Annotated in this window: 12 protein-coding genes and 5 pseudogenes; 10 read left to right on the top strand and 7 right to left on the bottom strand. The window is 37.4% G+C overall.

Annotated features, from left to right (window positions below; translation table 11 throughout):
• Positions 1-9: 9 nt before the first annotated feature.
• The 4 genes and pseudogenes from F960_RS23180 to F960_RS20660 form a co-directional block, all read left to right on the top strand.
• Positions 10-126, top strand: a pseudogene (locus F960_RS23180) (DUF2384 domain-containing protein); the annotation flags it as partial.
• A 264-nt stretch (positions 127-390) separates the two neighbouring features.
• The gene (locus tag F960_RS22735) at positions 391-642 is read left to right on the top strand and encodes a helix-turn-helix domain-containing protein (protein ID WP_169333022.1); all 252 of its coding nucleotides are present in this window, start codon (positions 391-393) and stop codon (positions 640-642) included.
• A 125-nt stretch (positions 643-767) separates the two neighbouring features.
• Entirely contained in the window at positions 768-1,076 is a 309-nt protein-coding gene (locus F960_RS20665) for a helix-turn-helix transcriptional regulator (protein ID WP_004871332.1), read from the top strand.
• Entirely contained in the window at positions 1,073-2,362 is a 1,290-nt protein-coding gene (locus F960_RS20660) for a type II toxin-antitoxin system HipA family toxin (RefSeq protein WP_004871329.1), read from the top strand. The genes F960_RS20665 and F960_RS20660 overlap by 4 nt, the downstream gene beginning before the upstream one ends.
• Positions 2,363-2,379: 17 nt before the next feature.
• Here F960_RS20660 and F960_RS20655 read toward each other — a convergent pair whose 3' ends face one another.
• The 3 genes and pseudogenes from F960_RS20655 to F960_RS20640 form a co-directional block, all read right to left on the bottom strand.
• Positions 2,380-5,727, bottom strand: a complete 3,348-nt coding sequence (locus tag F960_RS20655) for a DEAD/DEAH box helicase (RefSeq protein ID WP_004871326.1) — start codon at positions 5,725-5,727, stop codon at positions 2,380-2,382.
• Positions 5,728-5,990: 263 nt separating this feature from the next.
• Positions 5,991-6,951 (bottom strand): annotated as a pseudogene (locus tag F960_RS22010) (IS481 family transposase).
• 103 nt (positions 6,952-7,054) lie between these two features.
• Positions 7,055-8,146 (bottom strand): ATP-binding protein, encoded by a 1,092-nt coding sequence (locus tag F960_RS20640; protein WP_004871324.1) that lies wholly within the window; start codon positions 8,144-8,146, stop codon positions 7,055-7,057.
• A gap of 199 nt (positions 8,147-8,345) precedes the next feature.
• Here F960_RS20640 and F960_RS20635 point away from each other — a divergent pair, with 199 nt between their 5' ends.
• From F960_RS20635 to F960_RS20620, 5 genes and pseudogenes are all read left to right on the top strand, one after another.
• The gene (locus F960_RS20635; protein ID WP_004871322.1) at positions 8,346-8,648 is read left to right on the top strand and encodes a helix-turn-helix transcriptional regulator; all 303 of its coding nucleotides are present in this window, start codon (positions 8,346-8,348) and stop codon (positions 8,646-8,648) included.
• 4 nt (positions 8,649-8,652) lie between these two features.
• A pseudogene (locus F960_RS22005) lies at positions 8,653-8,894 on the top strand (type II toxin-antitoxin system HipA family toxin); the annotation flags it as partial.
• A 115-nt stretch (positions 8,895-9,009) separates the two neighbouring features.
• Positions 9,010-9,246: a VF530 family protein gene (locus tag F960_RS20630; RefSeq protein ID WP_004871320.1), complete on the top strand. Its 237-nt coding sequence runs from the start codon at positions 9,010-9,012 to the stop codon at positions 9,244-9,246.
• Positions 9,247-9,502: 256 nt separating this feature from the next.
• Positions 9,503-10,905, top strand: a pseudogene (gene tnpC / locus F960_RS20625) (IS66 family transposase); the annotation flags it as partial.
• A gap of 143 nt (positions 10,906-11,048) precedes the next feature.
• The gene (locus F960_RS20620; protein WP_004871313.1) at positions 11,049-11,726 is read left to right on the top strand and encodes a hypothetical protein; all 678 of its coding nucleotides are present in this window, start codon (positions 11,049-11,051) and stop codon (positions 11,724-11,726) included.
• Between the two features lies 1 nt (position 11,727).
• On the opposite strand, the pseudogene F960_RS23070 reads toward F960_RS20620, so the two are convergent.
• The 3 genes and pseudogenes from F960_RS23070 to F960_RS20605 form a co-directional block, all read right to left on the bottom strand.
• Positions 11,728-13,040 (bottom strand): annotated as a pseudogene (locus F960_RS23070) (CapA family protein).
• Positions 13,041-13,494: 454 nt separating this feature from the next.
• Complete coding sequence (locus F960_RS20610) at positions 13,495-14,997, bottom strand: glycosyltransferase (protein WP_004871305.1); 1,503 nt, start codon at positions 14,995-14,997, stop codon at positions 13,495-13,497.
• Positions 14,998-15,006: 9 nt separating this feature from the next.
• Positions 15,007-16,659 carry a hypothetical protein gene (locus F960_RS20605; RefSeq protein ID WP_004871303.1) on the bottom strand — a complete coding sequence of 551 codons (1,653 nt, stop codon included), beginning with the start codon at positions 16,657-16,659 and terminating at the stop codon, positions 15,007-15,009.
• 160 nt (positions 16,660-16,819) lie between these two features.
• On the opposite strand from F960_RS20605, the gene F960_RS20600 reads away from it, so the two are divergent.
• Positions 16,820-17,752, top strand: a complete 933-nt coding sequence (locus tag F960_RS20600; RefSeq protein ID WP_020846600.1) for an IS5-like element ISAba12 family transposase — start codon at positions 16,820-16,822, stop codon at positions 17,750-17,752.
• Positions 17,753-17,870: 118 nt separating this feature from the next.
• Here F960_RS20600 and F960_RS20595 read toward each other — a convergent pair whose 3' ends face one another.
• Positions 17,871-18,617: an IS5 family transposase gene (locus F960_RS20595; protein ID WP_004855273.1), complete on the bottom strand. Its 747-nt coding sequence runs from the start codon at positions 18,615-18,617 to the stop codon at positions 17,871-17,873.
• Between the last annotated feature and the right edge of the window lie 431 nt (positions 18,618-19,048).

Below are 19,048 nucleotides of genomic sequence, written 5' to 3'. Positions count from 1 at the left end.
TTTACGCTCCATTTGATAAAATCACCCAATAAATTGTTGAGTGGTATTCCAATAGAACAGATTCAGAACCCTCAGGGATTGGCCTCTGTTTTACAATTGGTGGAAGGTCTTCGGGCTAAACTTTAAGATAAGCAAAGTATTACAGAAAAATTTGAAAGTGATAGTCCTCTCCAATAATTCAAATGCGGGGTATAAGAATCCCCTCTTCTTCTCAAGATGTATATGTCTGGCCTAATTCCGTCAATTAATTGCGAACTGCTGCTATATATTGGATTTTATTAACCTGATGCGAGGCAAATCCTCCTTATAAATTCAATAGCTATTCAAGAACCATTATAAAAAGTTTGCTATATAGCGAACATTCACCATAATTAGTTAAAAGTTTGCTATATGGCTAACAAAGTTTCGGGAGCAAAAATGGCTACAAGAGGTGAAATAGGTAAAAAAATACGTTTGGCAAGAAAAGGATTGGGCTATACACAGAAAAGTCTTGCAGAAAAAACTAAAGTCAATAAAAAAAATTTAACTTGCCCCAATGGGATGAAATTGAAGCAATATTTTCGGAAGATGATGAATGAAATTATTTACAGGCTCTATCATTTGGTATTTACGTCCAACAATGCAAAATCAACAACAACTTGAACACCCATTTCTCATACAAGTAGGGCTATTTTACAGATCGAAATGATAAATTCATAAATTGCTTTTCAAAAAAAAAGAAACTAATATGTTTCTTATATGACCTAAAAGCTATAAATGTATCTACAATGAATAAGTCTTTACTTCAGCAAATCAAAAAAAGACGAACCCAATTGGGCTTAAAGCAAGTTGATATCCAATCCCGTACAGGCATTTCAAGACAGCAATACCAAAAGCTGGAAAGTCAGGGTAACCCTCGATTAGAGACCTTAGAAATTATCGTGGCAGGATTAAATGCTCAACTGATGCTCATCCCTGATGATAAGGTTCATTTGATTAGACAATTATTGAATGATGAAATTAAAGTCACTATTGAAGATCAGGATAACTTAATGACTAACCCATGGAAGGGTCTTCTCGGAGGAGAGGAACCATGAATACTGTTGCCGTCCTGAAATTAACATTACATCACGCTGTCGTTGGATACTTGGCAGGATTTCAGAGCGGAAAAAATATTCTGGTTTTTACAGATTCTTTCCGCTTTGATCAGCAACGTCCGACCTTGAGCCTGCTGACTTCCCCCTTGTATCCTCAAGTGGATAAAATTTTAGAAAAGACCTATGTTACACATCAGCGCTTACACCCCTTGCTATCAAACTTGCTACCAGAAGGTGCATTACGTGAACTGATTGCACAAAGCCTCAAAGTACATATAGACAATGAATTTCAGTTATTGGCAGCTTTAGGTCATGATTTACCTGGAGCACTCATTGCGACTCCATTAGATCCAGAAGAAATTCCAGATGAAATAAAATTCAAACTGCAGATCTCGAATCCAGATCAAATTTTAAAGCAAGAGATTCGAACAGATAATAAGTTTTCCTTGGCCGGCGTCCAAATGAAGTTTTCCATGAAAGCCAAAGATGGGCGTTTTACACTAGCACAGGCAACGGAAACGACTCTACTCGGGGACTGGATTATCAAAACTCCTTCTTCCAGACATGCTTTTGTTCCGCTAAATGAATATTCTATGATGACCCTTGCCAAAACGGTCGAAATAGATGTCCCTGAGATTCGCTTGGTGGATATGGCCCTTTTACAAGACCTTCCACCATTAAATTTACCCCAAGAGCAATATGCTTTCGCAATCAAAAGATTTGATAGACAGAGTACTGCTGATACTACAGAGCTTATTCACATCGAAGATTTTGCTCAGATCTTCGGCGCATATCCACATCAGAAATACAGCACCACAAATTATGAGCAGATAGGAAAGATCATTTATCAATTTTCAGATAACAAAATTTTTGATATTCAGCAATTTGCTAGCCGTTTACTCATAAATATTTTACTCGCCAATGGAGATGCACACTTAAAGAACTGGAGTATGATTTATCACGATAAAAGAATCCCAAGATTATCTCCCGCATACGATATATTAATGACCAGTGTATATATTGAAAATGAGCGTCATTTCGCATTAAATCTTGCCAAAAATAAAGATTGGTATCTAGCTGAGATGAAGCATTTTAAGCAATGGGCAGAAAAAGTCGGCGTTCCATGGCGTGTTATTGAAAAACAACTTCACGCGATCATGGACAAAGCACGGTCAGTATGGCCAGTGCTATTACTAGACTTACCTATGATTTCCGCTCATAAAGAAAAATTAAGAGCACATTGGAAAAAATTGCATCCGGACTTTCAGATACTTACAAATGATTAGGGTAATCTGAAACCAAACTAAAATTTCTCAAACAAGTTCATCACGTCATTTTCCGTCAGTTTCGCTTCGCCCTCATGATCTGTACTTAGAATAGAGTGTGCTAGTTCTGCTTTATTTTGCTGTAAGGCAAGAATTTTTTCTTCTATGCTTTTATTGGTAATCAGCTTATACACAAATACCGGCTTGTCCTGTCCAATCCGCCATGCACGATCTGAAGCTTGATCTTCAGCAGCAGGGTTCCACCATGGATCATAGTGAATGACTGTATCTGCGGCGGTTAAATTCAGACCGACCCCTCCTGCTTTCAGACTGATTAAAAATACCGGCACTTGTCCAGACTGGAATGCAGTAATAGCTTCATCCCGTTTCTTGGTCTTTCCAGTCAGTTTCACATAGCCAATTTCTGCGTGATGGAGCTGCTGCTCAATCAGTTCCAACATTGAGGTAAACTGAGAAAAGATAAGAATTTTTCGCCCCTCTTCCACCATTGGAACGACCATATCCATCAACTGTTCAAGTTTGGCTGAGTGAGCCTGCCCGGTTTTAACTGAATCCAGTTTCAGTAAGCTAGGATGGCAGCACACCTGACGTAGCTTCAGTAAGGCATCTAAAATTTGGATTTGACTACGTTTAAAGCCTTTTTCTGCCACAATTTTCTGAATGCTTGCCTGCATCGTGGCACGAACAGCCTCATATAACTTGGATTGCTGGTCATTCATATCAATATTGACTTCAATCGTGGTTTTTTCTGGCAACTCTTTGGCTACGTCAGTTTTCAAGCGACGTAAAATGAAGGGCTTAATCCGGTTGACCAACTTTTGTCTTAACTGCTCATCACCGCGCTTTTCAATCGGATGACGGTACTTTTTATTAAAAATTTCTTGTGAATATAAAAATCCTGGCATCAGGAAATAAAATTGTGCCCACAGCTCACCCAAATGATTTTCCATAGGTGTACCGGTTAGACATAGACGATGTCGCGCTGTTAATTGCCGTACTACCTGTGCAGCTTTGGCGCGCGGATTTTTGATATTCTGCGCCTCATCCAAAATGAGTTGATGATATTCATATTGCTTTAGTTGCTCTTCATCTCTCGCCAGAAGCGGATAGGTGGTTAACACAATATCATAGTGCGGAATCTGCTCAAAATACTGATGGCGATCGGGCCCCTGTAGCAGCAATACCTTGAGCTCTGGGGTAAATTTCTCCGCTTCTTTGAACCAGTTATGCATCAGCGATGTGGGTGCAACAATTAAGGCGGGACTATCCTGCAAATATCCAGCCTGCTTTTCCATGAGTAAATGGGCTAAAGTTTGTGCTGTTTTCCCCAAGCCCATATCATCTGCCAGAATCCCGCCATGCTGGGTTTCCCTTAAAAACTGTAACCAGCCTAAGCCCTGCTGCTGGTATGGACGCAACTCCCCCTGAAAACCTTGTGGTGTCGGCAGTTGTTGCTGATAGCCTTGTTTGAATTTCTGTACAAATTGCTGCAGGCGATCACTGACCTGCCATGTCATCCCAAGATTATGCTGCAATTCTAATAATTGACTCGCATCATAGCGATCAATACTGCGCTCTTCTTGCTGTAAAATGCTCTGCAGATGCAACAATACCGGCTTAATATCCCTAGCGGATAGAGCCAAATCAGGTTGATCAACTGCAGTTTTCACGGTGAAAATTTGACTGTCATGCAGATGAATAAAAGTCCGCGGATCAAGTAAATCAGGATTTACTCGCACCAAAGCTACGAGCGCATCAAGCAAATTATAAGAATTGCCTGCACTGTCTTGAACCGTCGCCCCGATATTGAACCAGTCCTGCTGACCTTCAGATTCAGTGATAGAAATATTTAAATTTTCAACATATTGCAGGTTAAAGGGGCTGTTTTCCAGATGCTCTATCTGCCAGCCTATTAACTCAATTTGATTGATGGGCATCAGCTGTTTGATCCAGTCTCCATAGAAAGCAAAAACCATAGAATCGAGACGTTGTTTATCCAGTTTTAATTGCTGATCATAACTAAGATCTTTCACCCACTTCAGTGATTCGACCAATAGCTGTAAACGCTGGATTGACTGTTGTTCCTGAACTAAGTCCCGAAGCTGTCGCACCATTTTGTCATGCTGCTCACCAATGAAACTGTCACCTGATGTACCTGCTTTAATCCGCCCGCCTGCATAGGAGAATTCAATTTCAGCACAAACAGACTCTTCCCATTTCCAATCAAATTTATCTAAAACACCGAAGCGTAAAATTGGCTGGGGACTACCCTCAAGGACATCAATATGCTGAATAGACTCGGGCTGAGGCAGATTTTTCACGTCTGAATATTGATGAGTCAGTTTCTCAAACTCTGGCAAAAGCATAGATGGAAGATCAGGCATCTGTAAAAAATGGTACAGAAGATTTGCCGTATATTCACCATATAACTGGCCCACCGTGTTCTGTTGAATATCCACATAACACGGTGGCTGGCTAGCGAGAATTTGGATATGTGGATTTGATTTTAAATCGAGTCGAATATCACCATTGACCAATTCAATATTTAAATGCTCTGTCTGTTTGTTTACACCTTGTTGCCAGATCAGTTCGATGTGATAGCCTTGTTCTGACCATTGAAGTGCAGTATGGCTCTTTTTTTGCCAGTATACATCGCCACTTTGAATAAAAGATTTGAAATGCTCCAATAAAATGCTGGAGATATCAAGATTGCTTTGATAAAAGCGTTCGTCGCTGTTTATTTTGGCGTAATAATAAATCTGGTTAAATAATTGTCGTTTTTGTTCAGGTAAGGTCAGATGCTTTCTGGTGATATTTTCATATTGGGTATAATAACTTTCCCCCGCAATTGAGCCGTTTTTATTGCGTCTGGCCTTCTGAACATCAACTGTCAATTTCTTTAAGCTGACCGACTGATCTAGCAGGTAAATTAAATAATTGTTTGTTTTGACAGATTGCTCTGGTTCAGTCTGTTGTAAATACCGTTTAAAATCATTCAACCAGCGCTGTGCCTGATCATCCCCACGTTGGCGTTTTGCGATTCCCTGCGGGGATTGAGAGTCAGCATAACGCTGCTGAAATTCCTGGCGATATTCCTGAAAGAATAACCGCGCTAAAGCAGCAGCATGTTTACAATTATATCCAACCGGACAAGTGCAGTCGTCATCGATTAAACGGTCTTTTTGGGGATTATAGGTAATCGCGGTATCGTAATAATCTGTCCCTTCAATTTGAGCATACATCGTGACATCATCATTTTCCTCAAAGAACTCAATTGTTTCCCTATCAATGTGTTTAGCATAGCTCAGACTGCGCTGAAGAGTTGCAGTACTAAAGCGAGATAGAAAATTGATCAATAAGGACATTATTACCAGACACCAAAATGTTTATACAATTATAACAGACAAAGCTGTCATTTCAGAACAGTAGCCGAACTGCTCAACCTGAGCACAGATTCGACTCACTCAATAGGAATATTGTGAATAAAGACAATCAAATTCGAGAAGTTAAACAGTTCATTGAGATCTAAAATATCCTGATAGAAAGTGATCATTTCTTCACAACAGTTAATTTTAAACCAAATGGGGTCAAAAGTTTTAGCATTGTTTCTATGTGTGATTCATAGAGATCATTTCAATTTAGCGATCTCTAGATCCATCTTGTAATTGGCATGTTGAATCCGTTCATTTGAGGGGTTGTATTGCTTCTGGACTTCATCTGAGAAAGGAGTTTCTTCACATAATTCAAAGTACCTCTCCATCGGTGTTTTACCTTTCAACGCTGAATGTGGTCTCATCCAGTTATAGTAATGCTGCCATTCAGCTAGCTTGTCTTGGATATCCTCAGAATCGATATCTACAGTAGCTTAGAACTCAGATTTATCAGTTTTTTGTGAACGCTCTACCTTGCCATTCAGATGAGGTGAACCTGGTTTATTTGGCCTAAATTTGATTCCATGCTGCATCATTTTTTTCTGTACTTTTTCAGCAAAGAATTCCCGCCCACGATCTGTCTGTATTCGCTGTATGGGAAAAGGCATTTCTTCAATTATGCAGTCTAAAAAGTCGAGAGTATTCGCTGCTGTTCGGCGTTTATATATCCTTAAAGCGCGATATCGTATGCAGTCATCGATAGATGTTTGCTGATATAGTCCTGGATCCAGTTTACAGGTATCTATTTGAATTCTATCGCCTGGTAATGGGCGTTCATAACGAATGAAATCTGCTTTACGACGGAATTTTTTTAATCGGTTTGACTTGATGGGTGGATAGTACTTTATGGATAGTCGCTAAGGACAACGAGACTCCGTGCAGCCTCATCAATTCTGTTTGCAAACGTCGAGCACCAAAATTTCTAGCTGAGCGCATTTCTAATATTAAGGCTTCTAGCTCAGCATTGATTTTAGTGTTTGGTGATTTTAAGGGACGTCTACTCTGGCTACTTAATCCATCAATACCTTGCTCAGAATATCGTTTCCACCACTTGCGTAACATTGGTCTAGAAATGCCACATCTCCGACAAACTAGGCCAGCATCATTTTCTTCAAATAATTTAACTCATACGAGTCTTTGTTGAATTTCTCTGTTCATAGACACCGATTATATTGAAATAATTTCTATGAATCAAATACTTAAATAAAAATTCTCCGACAAACTTGGTACAGTTAATTTTCATCCAAATGAGTTTTCAAAATTATGCTTCATCCATAATCCATTCTTTAAAAAGAGCATCCTCGATTTCATAAGTACCATTTTCTGGTTTAAAAAGAATTTGTTTTTTTGATAAAGAACGTAGGGCCGATTGAATACTTGATACCGCAATGTTATCTACACCAATCGAATCAGCCAGATGTTGTCTAAATTGACTACTATAAAGTTCAACTTGTGATTCCGCTATGGCTTTTAAAATTAGCTGTTCTAATAACTTAAACTCTCCCCATAATCCCGAAAAGTCCCGATGCCCCATTGTATCGGCTATAAGCTGTTCCTTGGAAAAATCTATAGCCAGCATTGGGTTTAAGGCTAAACGCTCCACTAATGATCTTGCTAGTTGAGGACTTTGCTTCATATCTAAAAAAGCGTGCCATAAAATTTCTTTATTCAAACTACGTCCTGTTGTCTGATTAAATACATCTGCCAGATGATCTGTAAATGCTTTTGTTAGATTTGGAAAAGGTAAATTCTGTCCATAATGAAAAAATGGAGCACTACTCACAGAAAACATTTGTCTCAAGCCTTCTCGACTTGAACCAGTAAAAATCACCTTTATTGTTTCTTTATGCATATCTAAAGCGGTACGTAAACTGGCAATCGTGGTTTTATATTTTGAACTAGCTAAAGCCTGAATCTCATCAAGTAACAGTAAAATAGGTTTTCCCTGCTGAGCCAGTTTAGTAATGCTAGACAAAATACTGGAATTCACTTGTCCTTGTAGAAGTGTCACTTCAGCTTTTACCCCTGCCACCTCTGTACTTAAAGAACCAATATTTTTAATCCAATGTGTGGCTTTCCCCATTAAGCCATTTTGTTTTGAAAACTCATCAAGAGCTTTTACAAACTGCCCTTCACTATGCAGGCCTGCATCTAAAAAACTGAAATAAAAAACGCGCCATCCAAGCTGTTCTGCTAGTGGCGTAATATCTTTTCGTAAAAATTCAGTTTTTCCCATCCGGCGTGGGGCAAAAAAAGTCAGAGAACTAGCTAGTCCAGTCTCAAACATGCCTAAAATTTGTTTCGCCAATTCGGTACGTGGAAAGTGCCAAGGGTCATTGGAGATGGTCATCATTTTAATTACTCGGCAATGATTTATTTATTACCATAGATTGTATTAGATTCTATTAGATTGTAAATGTCTAATTAGATTTCTTTAATCTAATAGGATCTAATCAGGCCAATAAAGCACCTTCTTACCGATCAACTGGTTTATTTTATAACTCCATTATTTTGTAGTTTAATAGACATATATGGACATAGGACCCAATATTATGGATTTAAAATTCAGAAAACCTGAAGAAGTTGTTGGATTATTATGTGAGAGGCTTCGTAAAGAACGACTTTATCTGGAAATGACTCAGACAGACGTCGCTGCACGTGCTGGTATTGGTATGAATACAGTATCCAATCTGGAAGCTGGTCGAAATGTTTCATTTGAAAATTTAATACGCGTTGCCATGGTACTAGGCCGATTAAAAGAATTAGAGGAACTCTTCAAACCTCATTTAAACAGTGTAGATGACATTCTTCGCTATGAGAGCAATACGGCTCGCCAACGTATCAAAAGGAAATAAATCCATGCTCAAAAAACTTAATGTTTACTACAATGGATGGGGTGAATTTAGGGTACACTGGTCTCCTCAACAGCAATCACAGGTCGACCATTAATTGCCTTTGAATACAGTGCTAAAGCGATCCGTAAAGGTTTAGAGCTTTCCTCTTACCTACTTCCATTAAAAGGTGACCCATTAAGAAAAAACTTTCCTACACAGCAAATGGGATTACCAAGTCATATATATGATGCATCACCCGATGGCTGGGTGTGCTCCAGAATTTTGGTGGCTATTCAGTCCATCATTACTTACATTCCAACTCTCTAGTTTTCCAACTAGCCCAGGTTATAATAATGGCCACCCAAAATACGATTGATCTATTATGAACACCTCCAATGACCCTTTACACGGCAAAAAACTTGCTGACATTTTGGATGAATTATTGGATTACTACGGTGGCTTTGAAGGTTTAAGTCGTAAAATTGAAATTAGATGTTTTTGCAAAGACCCAAGTGTTAAATCATCATTGCGATTCTTGCGTACCACACCATGGGCACGTGAAAAAGTAGAAAGCTTATATTTGTACGTCTTACGCCAAAAGGCAAAACAGAAACCGTAGCCCCAGGCAATACCCCTCTCATTATAAAATTATACCAGTCAGTAAAACACCTTTAGATTAAGCATGTGTATGTTGGTTATTATTGTTGATAATCACAATAAATTAGTGACCAAAAATCAAAGTACCCCACCCTACCTTAAATTACACCACACAAAATAAAAAACTCTATATAACTGTTATATATAGAGTTTATTAAAATACCAATTATGTTATTTAGTGTATTTTATGTCGGTGACTCTTGCCAAGGTTGGGGTATCAAAAATACGAGCATGAACTGGCGCTGTTTAAACAGCATAAATTCGGCAGTAAAAACGAACATCTCACCGCAAAACAAATCCATCTGTGGGATGAGGCGGTCGAAGAAGATATCGCAGCCGTTGATCTGGAATTAGAACGATTAAATGCAGATAAAACCCATGCAGCGGCACAGAAAGCCACAGTCAACAAACCTAAACGTCGACCACTGCCAGATCATCTACACACCATCCGTATTGAGCATGAACCTGCATCAACCCAATGTGCTTGTGGCTGCCAACTCCGTCGTATCGGCGAAGATGTCAGTGAAAAACTGCATTTCAGACCGGCACAGTTCTATAAGGAACAGCATGTGCGTGGCAAATGGGTCTGTGATCAGTGTGACACTCTGACTCAGCAAGCGATGCCCGCCTATGTGATTGATAAAGGCATTGCTTCACCTGAACTGCTCAGCCATGTTTTGGTATCGAAATATGCCGATCATTTGCCGCTGTACCGTCAACGTCTGATCTATCAGCGGGCGGGAATCGAACTTTCTAGATCAACTTTATCTGACTGGATAGGTCGCTGCGGTGTAGAACTGGAACCTCTGGCCAATGCCTTAAAAGAGGTGGTACTACAACAGCAGGTGCTGCATGCAGATGAAACACCGGTCACCATCATGCGGATGGGTGAGAATAATAAAAACCGAAGAAAGGTTATGTCTGGGCCTATGCCACCACACAGTACAATCCAGTTCAAGCCGTGATCTATGACTTTCAGGATAGCCGTTCAGGTCAGCATGCTGAAGCGTTCCTGAATGGCTGGCAGGGTCATCTGGTCTGTGACGATTACAGTGGTTATAAAGCACGCTTTAAATCAGGCTAGGTCATTGAGGTGGGCTGCATGGCGCATGCGCGTCGTAAATTCCATGAACTGCATGTGACCAAAAAAAGTCAGGTCGCTGAACAGGCATTAGTGCTGATTCAGAAACTGTATGCGATAGAAGCAGAACTCAGGAAAAAGACCGATGGTACAGCAGAACAGCGCCGCGAATACCGACAACAGCATAGTCAACCGGTGATGCAACAACTGTATGAATGGCTCAACCAACATCAACTGACTGTGCCATCGAGTTCTCCAACCGCCAAGGCGATCAATTACACTCTGAAGCGTTGGCCAGCTTTAAGCCGCTATCTGGATGATGGCAATCTACCGATTTGCAATAACTGGGTGGAAAACCAGATGCGCCCCTGGGCGTTGGGACGTAAGAACTGGTTATTTGCAGGTTCGCTGCGCAGCGGTCAGCGAGCAGCCAATATTATGACATTAATCCAGTCAGCAAAGCTGAATAGGCTGCCGACACATAAAGCGACCCAAATAGAAGAATTACTGCCACATCGCTGGAAATCCAACTCAAATTAAAAAATAGGCATGGAGTTCAGCGGACGCTTACAATCATGCTTAAAAAAACTAGCTTCATTCCAACAAAATTTGGAATATCATTGTTAGCAAAGGCAAACCTCAGATCAATTAAAAAAATACAACAGACAAATAAGAGAAATTTTATGAATATAAAAAAACTCGCGACCATTCCTCTGCTCTTAATTGGAGAATATGCGATGGCTCTTCCTATTATTCAAGTCAATTTTATATTTGCCACACCCCATGTTGAAGCCCAAAAATTTGATAACCCAAGCCAAATCAAAAAAGAAGTAGATATTTTAAATCGCTATTTTGTCACTGAGAAAAATCAACCCATTTTTAAATTCGAGTTAAATAAATACATTCCATATCAAAAATTCAAACAATTAAACTGCAAACTCAGCCATCTTTTAGAAAGCCCTAAACCTATGGAACGACCGGCACTTATTAAAATTTTCCGGCAGTGCTTTCCATCAAAGAGTAAAGAAGCTGAAGTTTATATATTTATTTTTGATAGCTACAGCTCAAAATCAGGATTTAAAGCAGCAGATAGTTGGGGCTTTCATAACAATGGACGACCTATCATACTACTTGATTGGGAGCGACTAAATTACAACATTCAAGCTGCTCTCCCCCATGAAATGGGACATGCCTTTGGTTTACGTCATGTTTGTGTTAAAGGTGCAAAATTTAAAGACACCACTAACTTGATGGCAAGTAAAGGTGGCTGTGACGGCAGTGGTGGGCAACGTAATATAGGCTTTAATGATCAACAAATTCAGATCATTAAAGAACATTATCAAAAATTAAAGTCCCGCTAAACTAGAGAATTTTTTTCTCAAAATAATAGGGCCATTGCGCGCGGTTAATAGCATTAAAATCGATATCTCCATAATAATCAGCCACTTGATTAAAATCATCTAATTGTACAAAATCGGGTTGCCACATGGTTTCACGGTTATTAGATTGAATTGGCAATAGGCGTAGATTTAAACTATCTTTCTCAAAAATCAATTGTGCAATCATGCCAAATGGCAAAGCATCTGGATAACCATCATATTCACCATCACTATTAAAAATACCATTACCTAAACTATAAATAACGGTTGAATCTTGGATCGTTTCCATCGACTGTACAGTATGAGCACCATGACCTAGAATCAAATCTGCCCCCTGTTGAACCAATCGGTTTGCGAGTATTTTTTGATAGGCTTGAGTCGGTAAGAAATCTACTCCCCAATGTGCCAACACCATAATAAAATGCGATGGATATTTTTGCTTTTCTAATGCAACTGCTTCATACAAAACACTTTCTAAGGTCGCAACACCAGAAGATGAAGGTGTGGCATAAAATTTAAATATTTTTTCGTTAGTGGCTCGATGCCAATAGCCAGAATAAAAAGAAATAATACGACCATTAATCTGAATTCTCATGGGCGTGCATGCTTCAAACTCATTTTCTCCCACTCCTACATAATGTATTTGCGCATTTTGCAACGTTTTTAACCTACTGCACCAAAGTCAGCAGTGTGGTTATTGGCTAAACATAAATAATGAATATTGGCTTTTTTAAGCGCATTGACTGTTGGTACATCCTGTGCACCCAATATAAATTTTTTCAATCCAACCAAGGGAGATTGAATTTGATTATTTACAAAACATGCTTCGTGATTGGCTAGATTAATATCGGCTGCATTTAAAAAAAAATTTAGTTTTTCAAAGCTATAGTCATAGCCATGATTCAATAGAGGATCAAACACTTTTCGTTTACGACGTCGCTCAGTGTAATATTCGCCTAAATAGGTATCGCCAATAATATTTACAATGGCACGATCTTGCTTGAGGGTAGTCACTACATTTAAATCAGAAATAAGTCGATCCAGCCCTTCATGGCCCAATAAGTGCCGTTCAATCACAGAATCTTGTTGAAAACTACTCTCTATTCCCTGTGTAATGACAATCGTAAAATCAGATGATGTATGCTTTTGCCATGCTATGGAAATATTAAAAAAGCTGAAAAAGTAATTAACCTTGCCTTGATCGAGTAAAAATGTTGGGCTTAGAAAATTTCTAGCTTTATATGCAATTTTACCCAGCGTTAAAATTTGCAGATAAAAGGGATTAATTTGAGTCATTAATTCAGCGATTTTAAGCACATCATTTAAGGTATATTGCTGAATAAATTTTGAATTCTTTTTACCTGAAAGATTTTTGGCACTATTTGGACTCAAGTTATGTTTTTTTATTAACTCTTCAAAATAATGGCTCATGCGCTTTTGGGTCTTATTATAAACATGCTGAGCCAAAAGAAATAGAGAATCTACACCCGCTGTTACTTTGTAATGCATTAACACTTGTAATAAATTGACTTTATCATGTAATGCATAACCAACAACACCTCGCCCTCTTTCTTGGAGGGCCGTCTCTGTAATCTCGACGCTATCATCCAAACTTAACTTACGTTCATCTAATAACTTATAAACTACATAAAGCACCAAAAGTGGACCTAGCCCTTCATTTTGGTCAGAAAAATCGACGTGTTGGGGTTTGGAATGCGGCAATAACGCACCATTTTTTTGTACTAAATAGTTATACATAACTCAACTCCAACAAATGATCTAACCATTTCTTTTTATAGCCATTCAAATCATATTTTTTCGCCGACTTAATCGCATGGGTTCTCATATGTGGATTTAAGTAGCATTGCTCGATTGCAATAGCTAAGGCTTGAATATTTTCATTTTCAACTAAAACACCAGAAAGATTTTGTTCAATTAGTGCATTTGGACCATACCTAATATCGTAGGCCACTACAGGCGTTCCTACACTTAAACTATCCAAAATTCCAATACAGAAACCTTCTATTGTACTCGCCACAACAGAGACATGTGCATTTCGGATTTTGTCCGAGATATTGTGCACATAGCCTTTGAAATGTACATTCGTCTCTAAGTCGTGATCATCTACATATTTGCGAATTTCTTTTTCATATATAAAGTTATCTCTAGAGTCACCAAAACCATAAAGATCAAGCTGAATTTCAGGATACTTTTCTTTTAAAATTTCAACAGCCTGAATAATATGATGAAGTCTTTTTTCTACATAATATCGCCCTACAGAAATGACGTTGAATGGGGATGCTACGGCATTGACAGTGAGTTCAGATTCTATGTGGGCAAATGTCGGAGGAATCACCCAAATTTTTAATTCTGAACCAAAACGTGCCCAAAGATCCTGCCGCTGTTGCTCTGTGGATACAATATAACCGTCAAATTTATTTGTTTCTGCTAAAGATATTTTGTAATTGGAGTTAATTCGCCCGTCTCCCATCTTCTGAGGATTACTGACATGCACGCTATGGAAAATCGAAATTAACTTAAATGCAGGAGACTTTAACTCCACTAAAATATGATTATAAAGTCTGTTTTTATCGACATAAAAAACGGGCTGCTTATAAGAGGTGATAATTTTTTGAAACCAATGCTTAATCCACTGATCACGATCTTGAAAAAAACAAGATGAACCATTGGATTCTTTTAGACTTAAATAACTAAGCTGATTATCTTGGGTGTAGTGCTCCTCTAAAACCACAATCCCCTGCTGATTATAGTAAAGACATGATTTGACTTGGTTTTTCTCTAAATAGATTTCTTTAGATAAATAGCCTGACTCCGTATACAAAGCTCGCTTGAATTTCGTTCTCGCTTTATCAAAATAATTAATGTATGAAATATTCCCATTTGAGAAAAAGTGGATATAAAATAGGTAATTCCCATTTATATATACTTTTACATCTGTATTGGCATTGTTTTTTTCTAGGGTAACCTCTCCTGCAATATGACTCAAATAATCTTCTAAAGTATTTGATCTCAAAGCAGCAAAAATTAAATATTGGTAATCGTCATATAAATTCAGAAAACTATCGGCTCGAATATGATGGATATTTAAATTCTTTAAATAATTAGCGTTGTAATTTAAGGTTACAATCTTATGCGCTAAACTACAGCTATCAAAAACATGTTTTCTTTTTAAAATCGCATGCTCAATACCGGTTAGCTTTTCCCCAATTCCTGCACTTAGAAAAAAGAACATTATCAACCTCTAAATAAAATAATTTAAATAAGCCACATACCCAGATAAATTATGTTCCTGATCATCGATACGTGTTCTAAAACGATCATGCCTTACATAAAATGCATTAAGAATTTTTTCAGGCTTAGCCATATACATTGCCATTTCAGGATAAAAGTACCCTGTTGCTCTTTGAAATTCGACTCGTAGTTCTATTAAGTCTTTTAGTTCATCGAATTTAGCCATATTAACTAAATTGGTAAATCCTTGCTCTTTTAATCGCACCACCATCTTATATGCAGACATCATCATTTCTAAAAATGTTGCATATGCTGTTTTACGATTTTTAATAAAATCCATGTGTTTTAAATAGTTATTTAAACCGAATTCAAAATACTTTTTTTCTGGGCAAATCTTAGTTAACTCATTGGTACAATAACTTAGCCAATGATCATGATACTTATCATATTTTTTAGTAATAAAATGCTCAAACATTAATTTAACAGTTTCAAGCAAAATTGGGTTTTGATTAATTTGATAGAGTCTGAGTAAACCTAAAGCAGCTTCCCCATCATAATAAACAATTCTGAACTTTTCTTTGACTGCAAGTGATGGGAAACTTAATACATGTGTCGTCTCCCCTTTACCATCAATCATAAAGCGAATGCCTTCAGCAAGCATTTCGGCATACTTTTGGTATTTTGAGTCGCCAATAATTTCCTGATATTTAGCAAACATAAAAATTGCAGCGGCATTTGAACCTAATTTAATTTCTAGATCAGGTTCATTACCATCAATCATAAAGGCTTTTCCATCTACCTCTTTATATAAATGATCAATGGCATACTGCATAGCAGTTCTAATTTTCGGTAGATATGCTTCATTATAATAGACTTCCAATGTTTCAAGTAAGGCATATATGGCAGTACAGTGACGAACTGTATTATAACTTTTAATTTCCCGGTTATAGGCAGGGAAATAGCCATAAACCAGCCTCCCACTCTCTAAAATTTCATTATGTAAAAACTTGGCATTATTTAAAACAAGTTCTTTTATATGTTCTTTTTTATTACCCTTTAATACACGTATACCATTTTCTGGACCCGTAGACATTAAATCAATCAACTGGTTGTTTTCAAAAAAAACAGCTTGTGTATCAAACACCCAGACTTTTTCAATTTTATTTAGCGAATAATTTGCCTTAACATTGGTATATTTTTTTTTAATAGCATCATTTAGATTTTTTTCATCAAAAAAATTGGGCTCATTATATACAACTCCTCGAATAATTGCTTTTGCATAAATCTCTTGCTCCAAAAAGCAAATACTTAAATTTTCATCAAAAGCAATTCCTTTTCGATAATGATTATTATGTTTTTGCTCACTTACTTCTTTAACAAGATCTGTCCATTTTCTTTCTTCAATATTTTTTGCAAAGTCAAACTTTAAAAATTCAGGAAGCCGGTTATTCTTTTCATATAATTTATCGATAAAATTCAAAGTTCTTTTAACTACTTTATCGTAATCTTTATCCACTGCATTCCAAACACGACAGCGTATACTTTTATCTCCATATGAAAAAAATACACTATAAAAATCTTGCTGATTCTCTCTTAATGAGAATAACCAATCTGTTAGTTTTATTTTAAATTCCTGCAGATCACTATATTTAGATATAGCCATATTGCTCTCATATTTAACCCTATTAATCAGCCTTATTGTATATTATTTAATATTTCATTTACAGGTATATAACGCTTATAAAAAGTAATATTAAAGAATATAGAATGGCTTTGTTGCACAAACCTATCTGTAAAGGGTTTTTCAGCGATATAATTTTCAAATGAAGAAGCCTGCACACAAAATCTACCGTACAACCAATTGGCCCGCATATAACCGAGCACTCATGAGTCGCGGAAATATTGCCATTTGGTTTGATCCTGCTACGCAATGGTATGCTCCATCAAAAGGCAAACAAGGGCGAAATCAAACCTACTCCGACGCAGCCATCCAATGCTGCTTAATGATTAAATCCTTATTCCGTCTGTCTTTACGTATGGTCACTGGCTTTGTGCAAAGTCTGATTAAACTTTGCGGATTAAATTGGATAGCTCCAGATTACACCACGCTTTGTAGAAGACAAAAGCATATTGATATTGTAATCAGCTACCAAAAAAGTAGCGATGGGCTGCATCTACTCATGGACTCTACAGGCATGAAGTTTCTAGGTGAGGGCGAATGGAAACGCAAGAAACATGGACCTGAATATCGTCGCCAATGGCGTAAACTTCATATTGGTATAGATGCTAAAACCCTACAAATACGAGCAGTTCAGCTTACAACCAATAATATCAGTGATTCACAGGTGCTTGGTGATTTACTTAATCAGATTCCACAAGATGAGCAGATTAACTCTGTTTATACCGATGGAGCTTATGACACCAAGCAATGCCGTCAGGTCATTGCAGATCGGCAAGCGCATGCGGTGATTCCACCTAGAAAAAATGCGAAACCATGGAAAGATACAAAGAGTAGCTCGCTAGAGCGAAATGAATTACTTCGAGCAATTAAACGTTTAGGCAGGACACTATGGAAAAAATGGTCAGGCTATCATCGGCGAAGTTTGGTTGAAACTAAGATGCATTGCATCAAATTATTAGGAGATAAACTCAGTGCAAGGAGTTTTGATAGCCAAGTGAATGAGATCCATGCACGTGTAGCAGTCCTTAACAGATTTACGGAATTAGGTCGCCCACTTACCCAAGTTACGCCTTAAATTTGGCTCAATTAGGGGCGCTTTGCATTTCAAATCTTTGTGCAACAAAGCCTCTGTTAACTAAAAAAACTTTTTCGCATGATTAGGGTGTGTTGACATTTGCAGTATGGAACTTAACCTACAATGGTAACCAAATAAATATACAAGCAAGAGCGACAGCACTTTGATAATTACGCTTTAGCTTGTCATATCGAGTTGAAATTCCTCTAAATTGTTTTAACCTACAGAATGAATTCTCAACTAAGTGCCTGATTTTATAGATATGCCAATCCATATGATCATTGTTAGACTTAGTGTTTGATTTTCTAGGAATATTTGACTTAGTTTTTGTTTGCTCAATTTGAGTCCTGAAGTTGTCTGAGTCATAACCTTTATCAGCACATAATATTTCTGATTCAGTTAAATCTAATTTTGATACCAGATCAGGGGCTATCTTAATATCATGGGAAGTTCCATCTGAAATAATAAACTCAATGGGATTACCATTAGAATCAACTGCTAAATGTATTTTTGAACTATTACCACCGATACTTTTGGAAATATCTTGATTATTAATACCTGAAGAATGCTGGTGTGCCCGTACGTGGCTACCATCAATAAATATCCATTCTTTATCAGCATGTTTACTAAATAATTTAAAAATATTCATAAACTTATCATTTTTAGACCAACGATTGTATTTCTTAAAGATAGAGTTTGGCTTACCAAATTCTTGAGGTAAATCTCTCCAAGGACAACCTGTTCTGATACGAAATAGAATAGCTTCGATAAAATTTCTTAAATTTAGTTTGAGATAAATATTAAAGTGACGGAAAATAGAAAGTAACTTAGACCAGTGTTGATCATTCAGCATTGTACGAGGCATAGCGGGGGTAAAATTGGGTTTGGCGATTTAATTTTACTATCTCGCTATTTTTTTAGGCAACAAATGTCAACAGACCCTAGTTATTTTTGTCAACTTACAAAGAACAAGTAAGTAACAAGTTGGTTTTAAATAAAACTATCCCCTACAATATTAACCAAATCCAACAAATAGACCATTAAATATTTTCTCATATTAATTATCAAACAATCATCATTAAATAAAAATGCAACACCTCCGGAATAAAAGACTGTCTATTTAAAATTAAAAAACATAAAAAGCTTAGGCTATTTTATTACTTTAATTAAATCCAACAGCGTCAAATACACATTTATGTTTCGCAGATTCAAATCCCAAGTGCAACACACTTGTAGTTAGTTGAAAAAGTTAGGTGTATTCATAGAATCATTAGACTTTTTCAACTCGCAATTGGA

The sequence above is a fragment of the Acinetobacter gerneri DSM 14967 = CIP 107464 = MTCC 9824 genome (assembly GCF_000368565.1).
Lineage (GTDB): Bacteria > Pseudomonadota > Gammaproteobacteria > Pseudomonadales > Moraxellaceae > Acinetobacter > Acinetobacter gerneri.
Note: the sequence above shows the minus strand (reverse complement) of the source record. Positions and strands in the feature narration are given on the sequence as shown.

Bases quoted from the DNA above. Each gene is read 5' to 3' on its own strand.
- F960_RS20640 (WP_004871324.1), bottom strand. From the start codon at position 8,146: ATGATGACCATCTCCAATGACCCTTGGCACTTTCCACGTACCGAATTG.
- F960_RS20620 (WP_004871313.1), top strand. From the start codon at position 11,049: ATGAATATAAAAAAACTCGCGACCATTCCTCTGCTCTTAATTGGAGAA.
- F960_RS20595 (WP_004855273.1), bottom strand. From the start codon at position 18,617: ATGCCTCGTACAATGCTGAATGATCAACACTGGTCTAAGTTACTTTCT.
- F960_RS20610 (WP_004871305.1), bottom strand. From the start codon at position 14,997: ATGTTCTTTTTTCTAAGTGCAGGAATTGGGGAAAAGCTAACCGGTATT.
- F960_RS20630 (WP_004871320.1), top strand. From the start codon at position 9,010: ATGAACACCTCCAATGACCCTTTACACGGCAAAAAACTTGCTGACATT.
- F960_RS20655 (WP_004871326.1), bottom strand. From the start codon at position 5,727: ATGTCCTTATTGATCAATTTTCTATCTCGCTTTAGTACTGCAACTCTT.
- F960_RS20660 (WP_004871329.1), top strand. From the start codon at position 1,073: ATGAATACTGTTGCCGTCCTGAAATTAACATTACATCACGCTGTCGTT.
- F960_RS20600 (WP_020846600.1), top strand. From the start codon at position 16,820: ATGAAGAAGCCTGCACACAAAATCTACCGTACAACCAATTGGCCCGCA.
- F960_RS20665 (WP_004871332.1), top strand. From the start codon at position 768: ATGAATAAGTCTTTACTTCAGCAAATCAAAAAAAGACGAACCCAATTG.
- F960_RS22735 (WP_169333022.1), top strand. From the start codon at position 391: ATGGCTAACAAAGTTTCGGGAGCAAAAATGGCTACAAGAGGTGAAATA.
- F960_RS20605 (WP_004871303.1), bottom strand. From the start codon at position 16,659: ATGGCTATATCTAAATATAGTGATCTGCAGGAATTTAAAATAAAACTA.
- F960_RS20635 (WP_004871322.1), top strand. From the start codon at position 8,346: ATGGATTTAAAATTCAGAAAACCTGAAGAAGTTGTTGGATTATTATGT.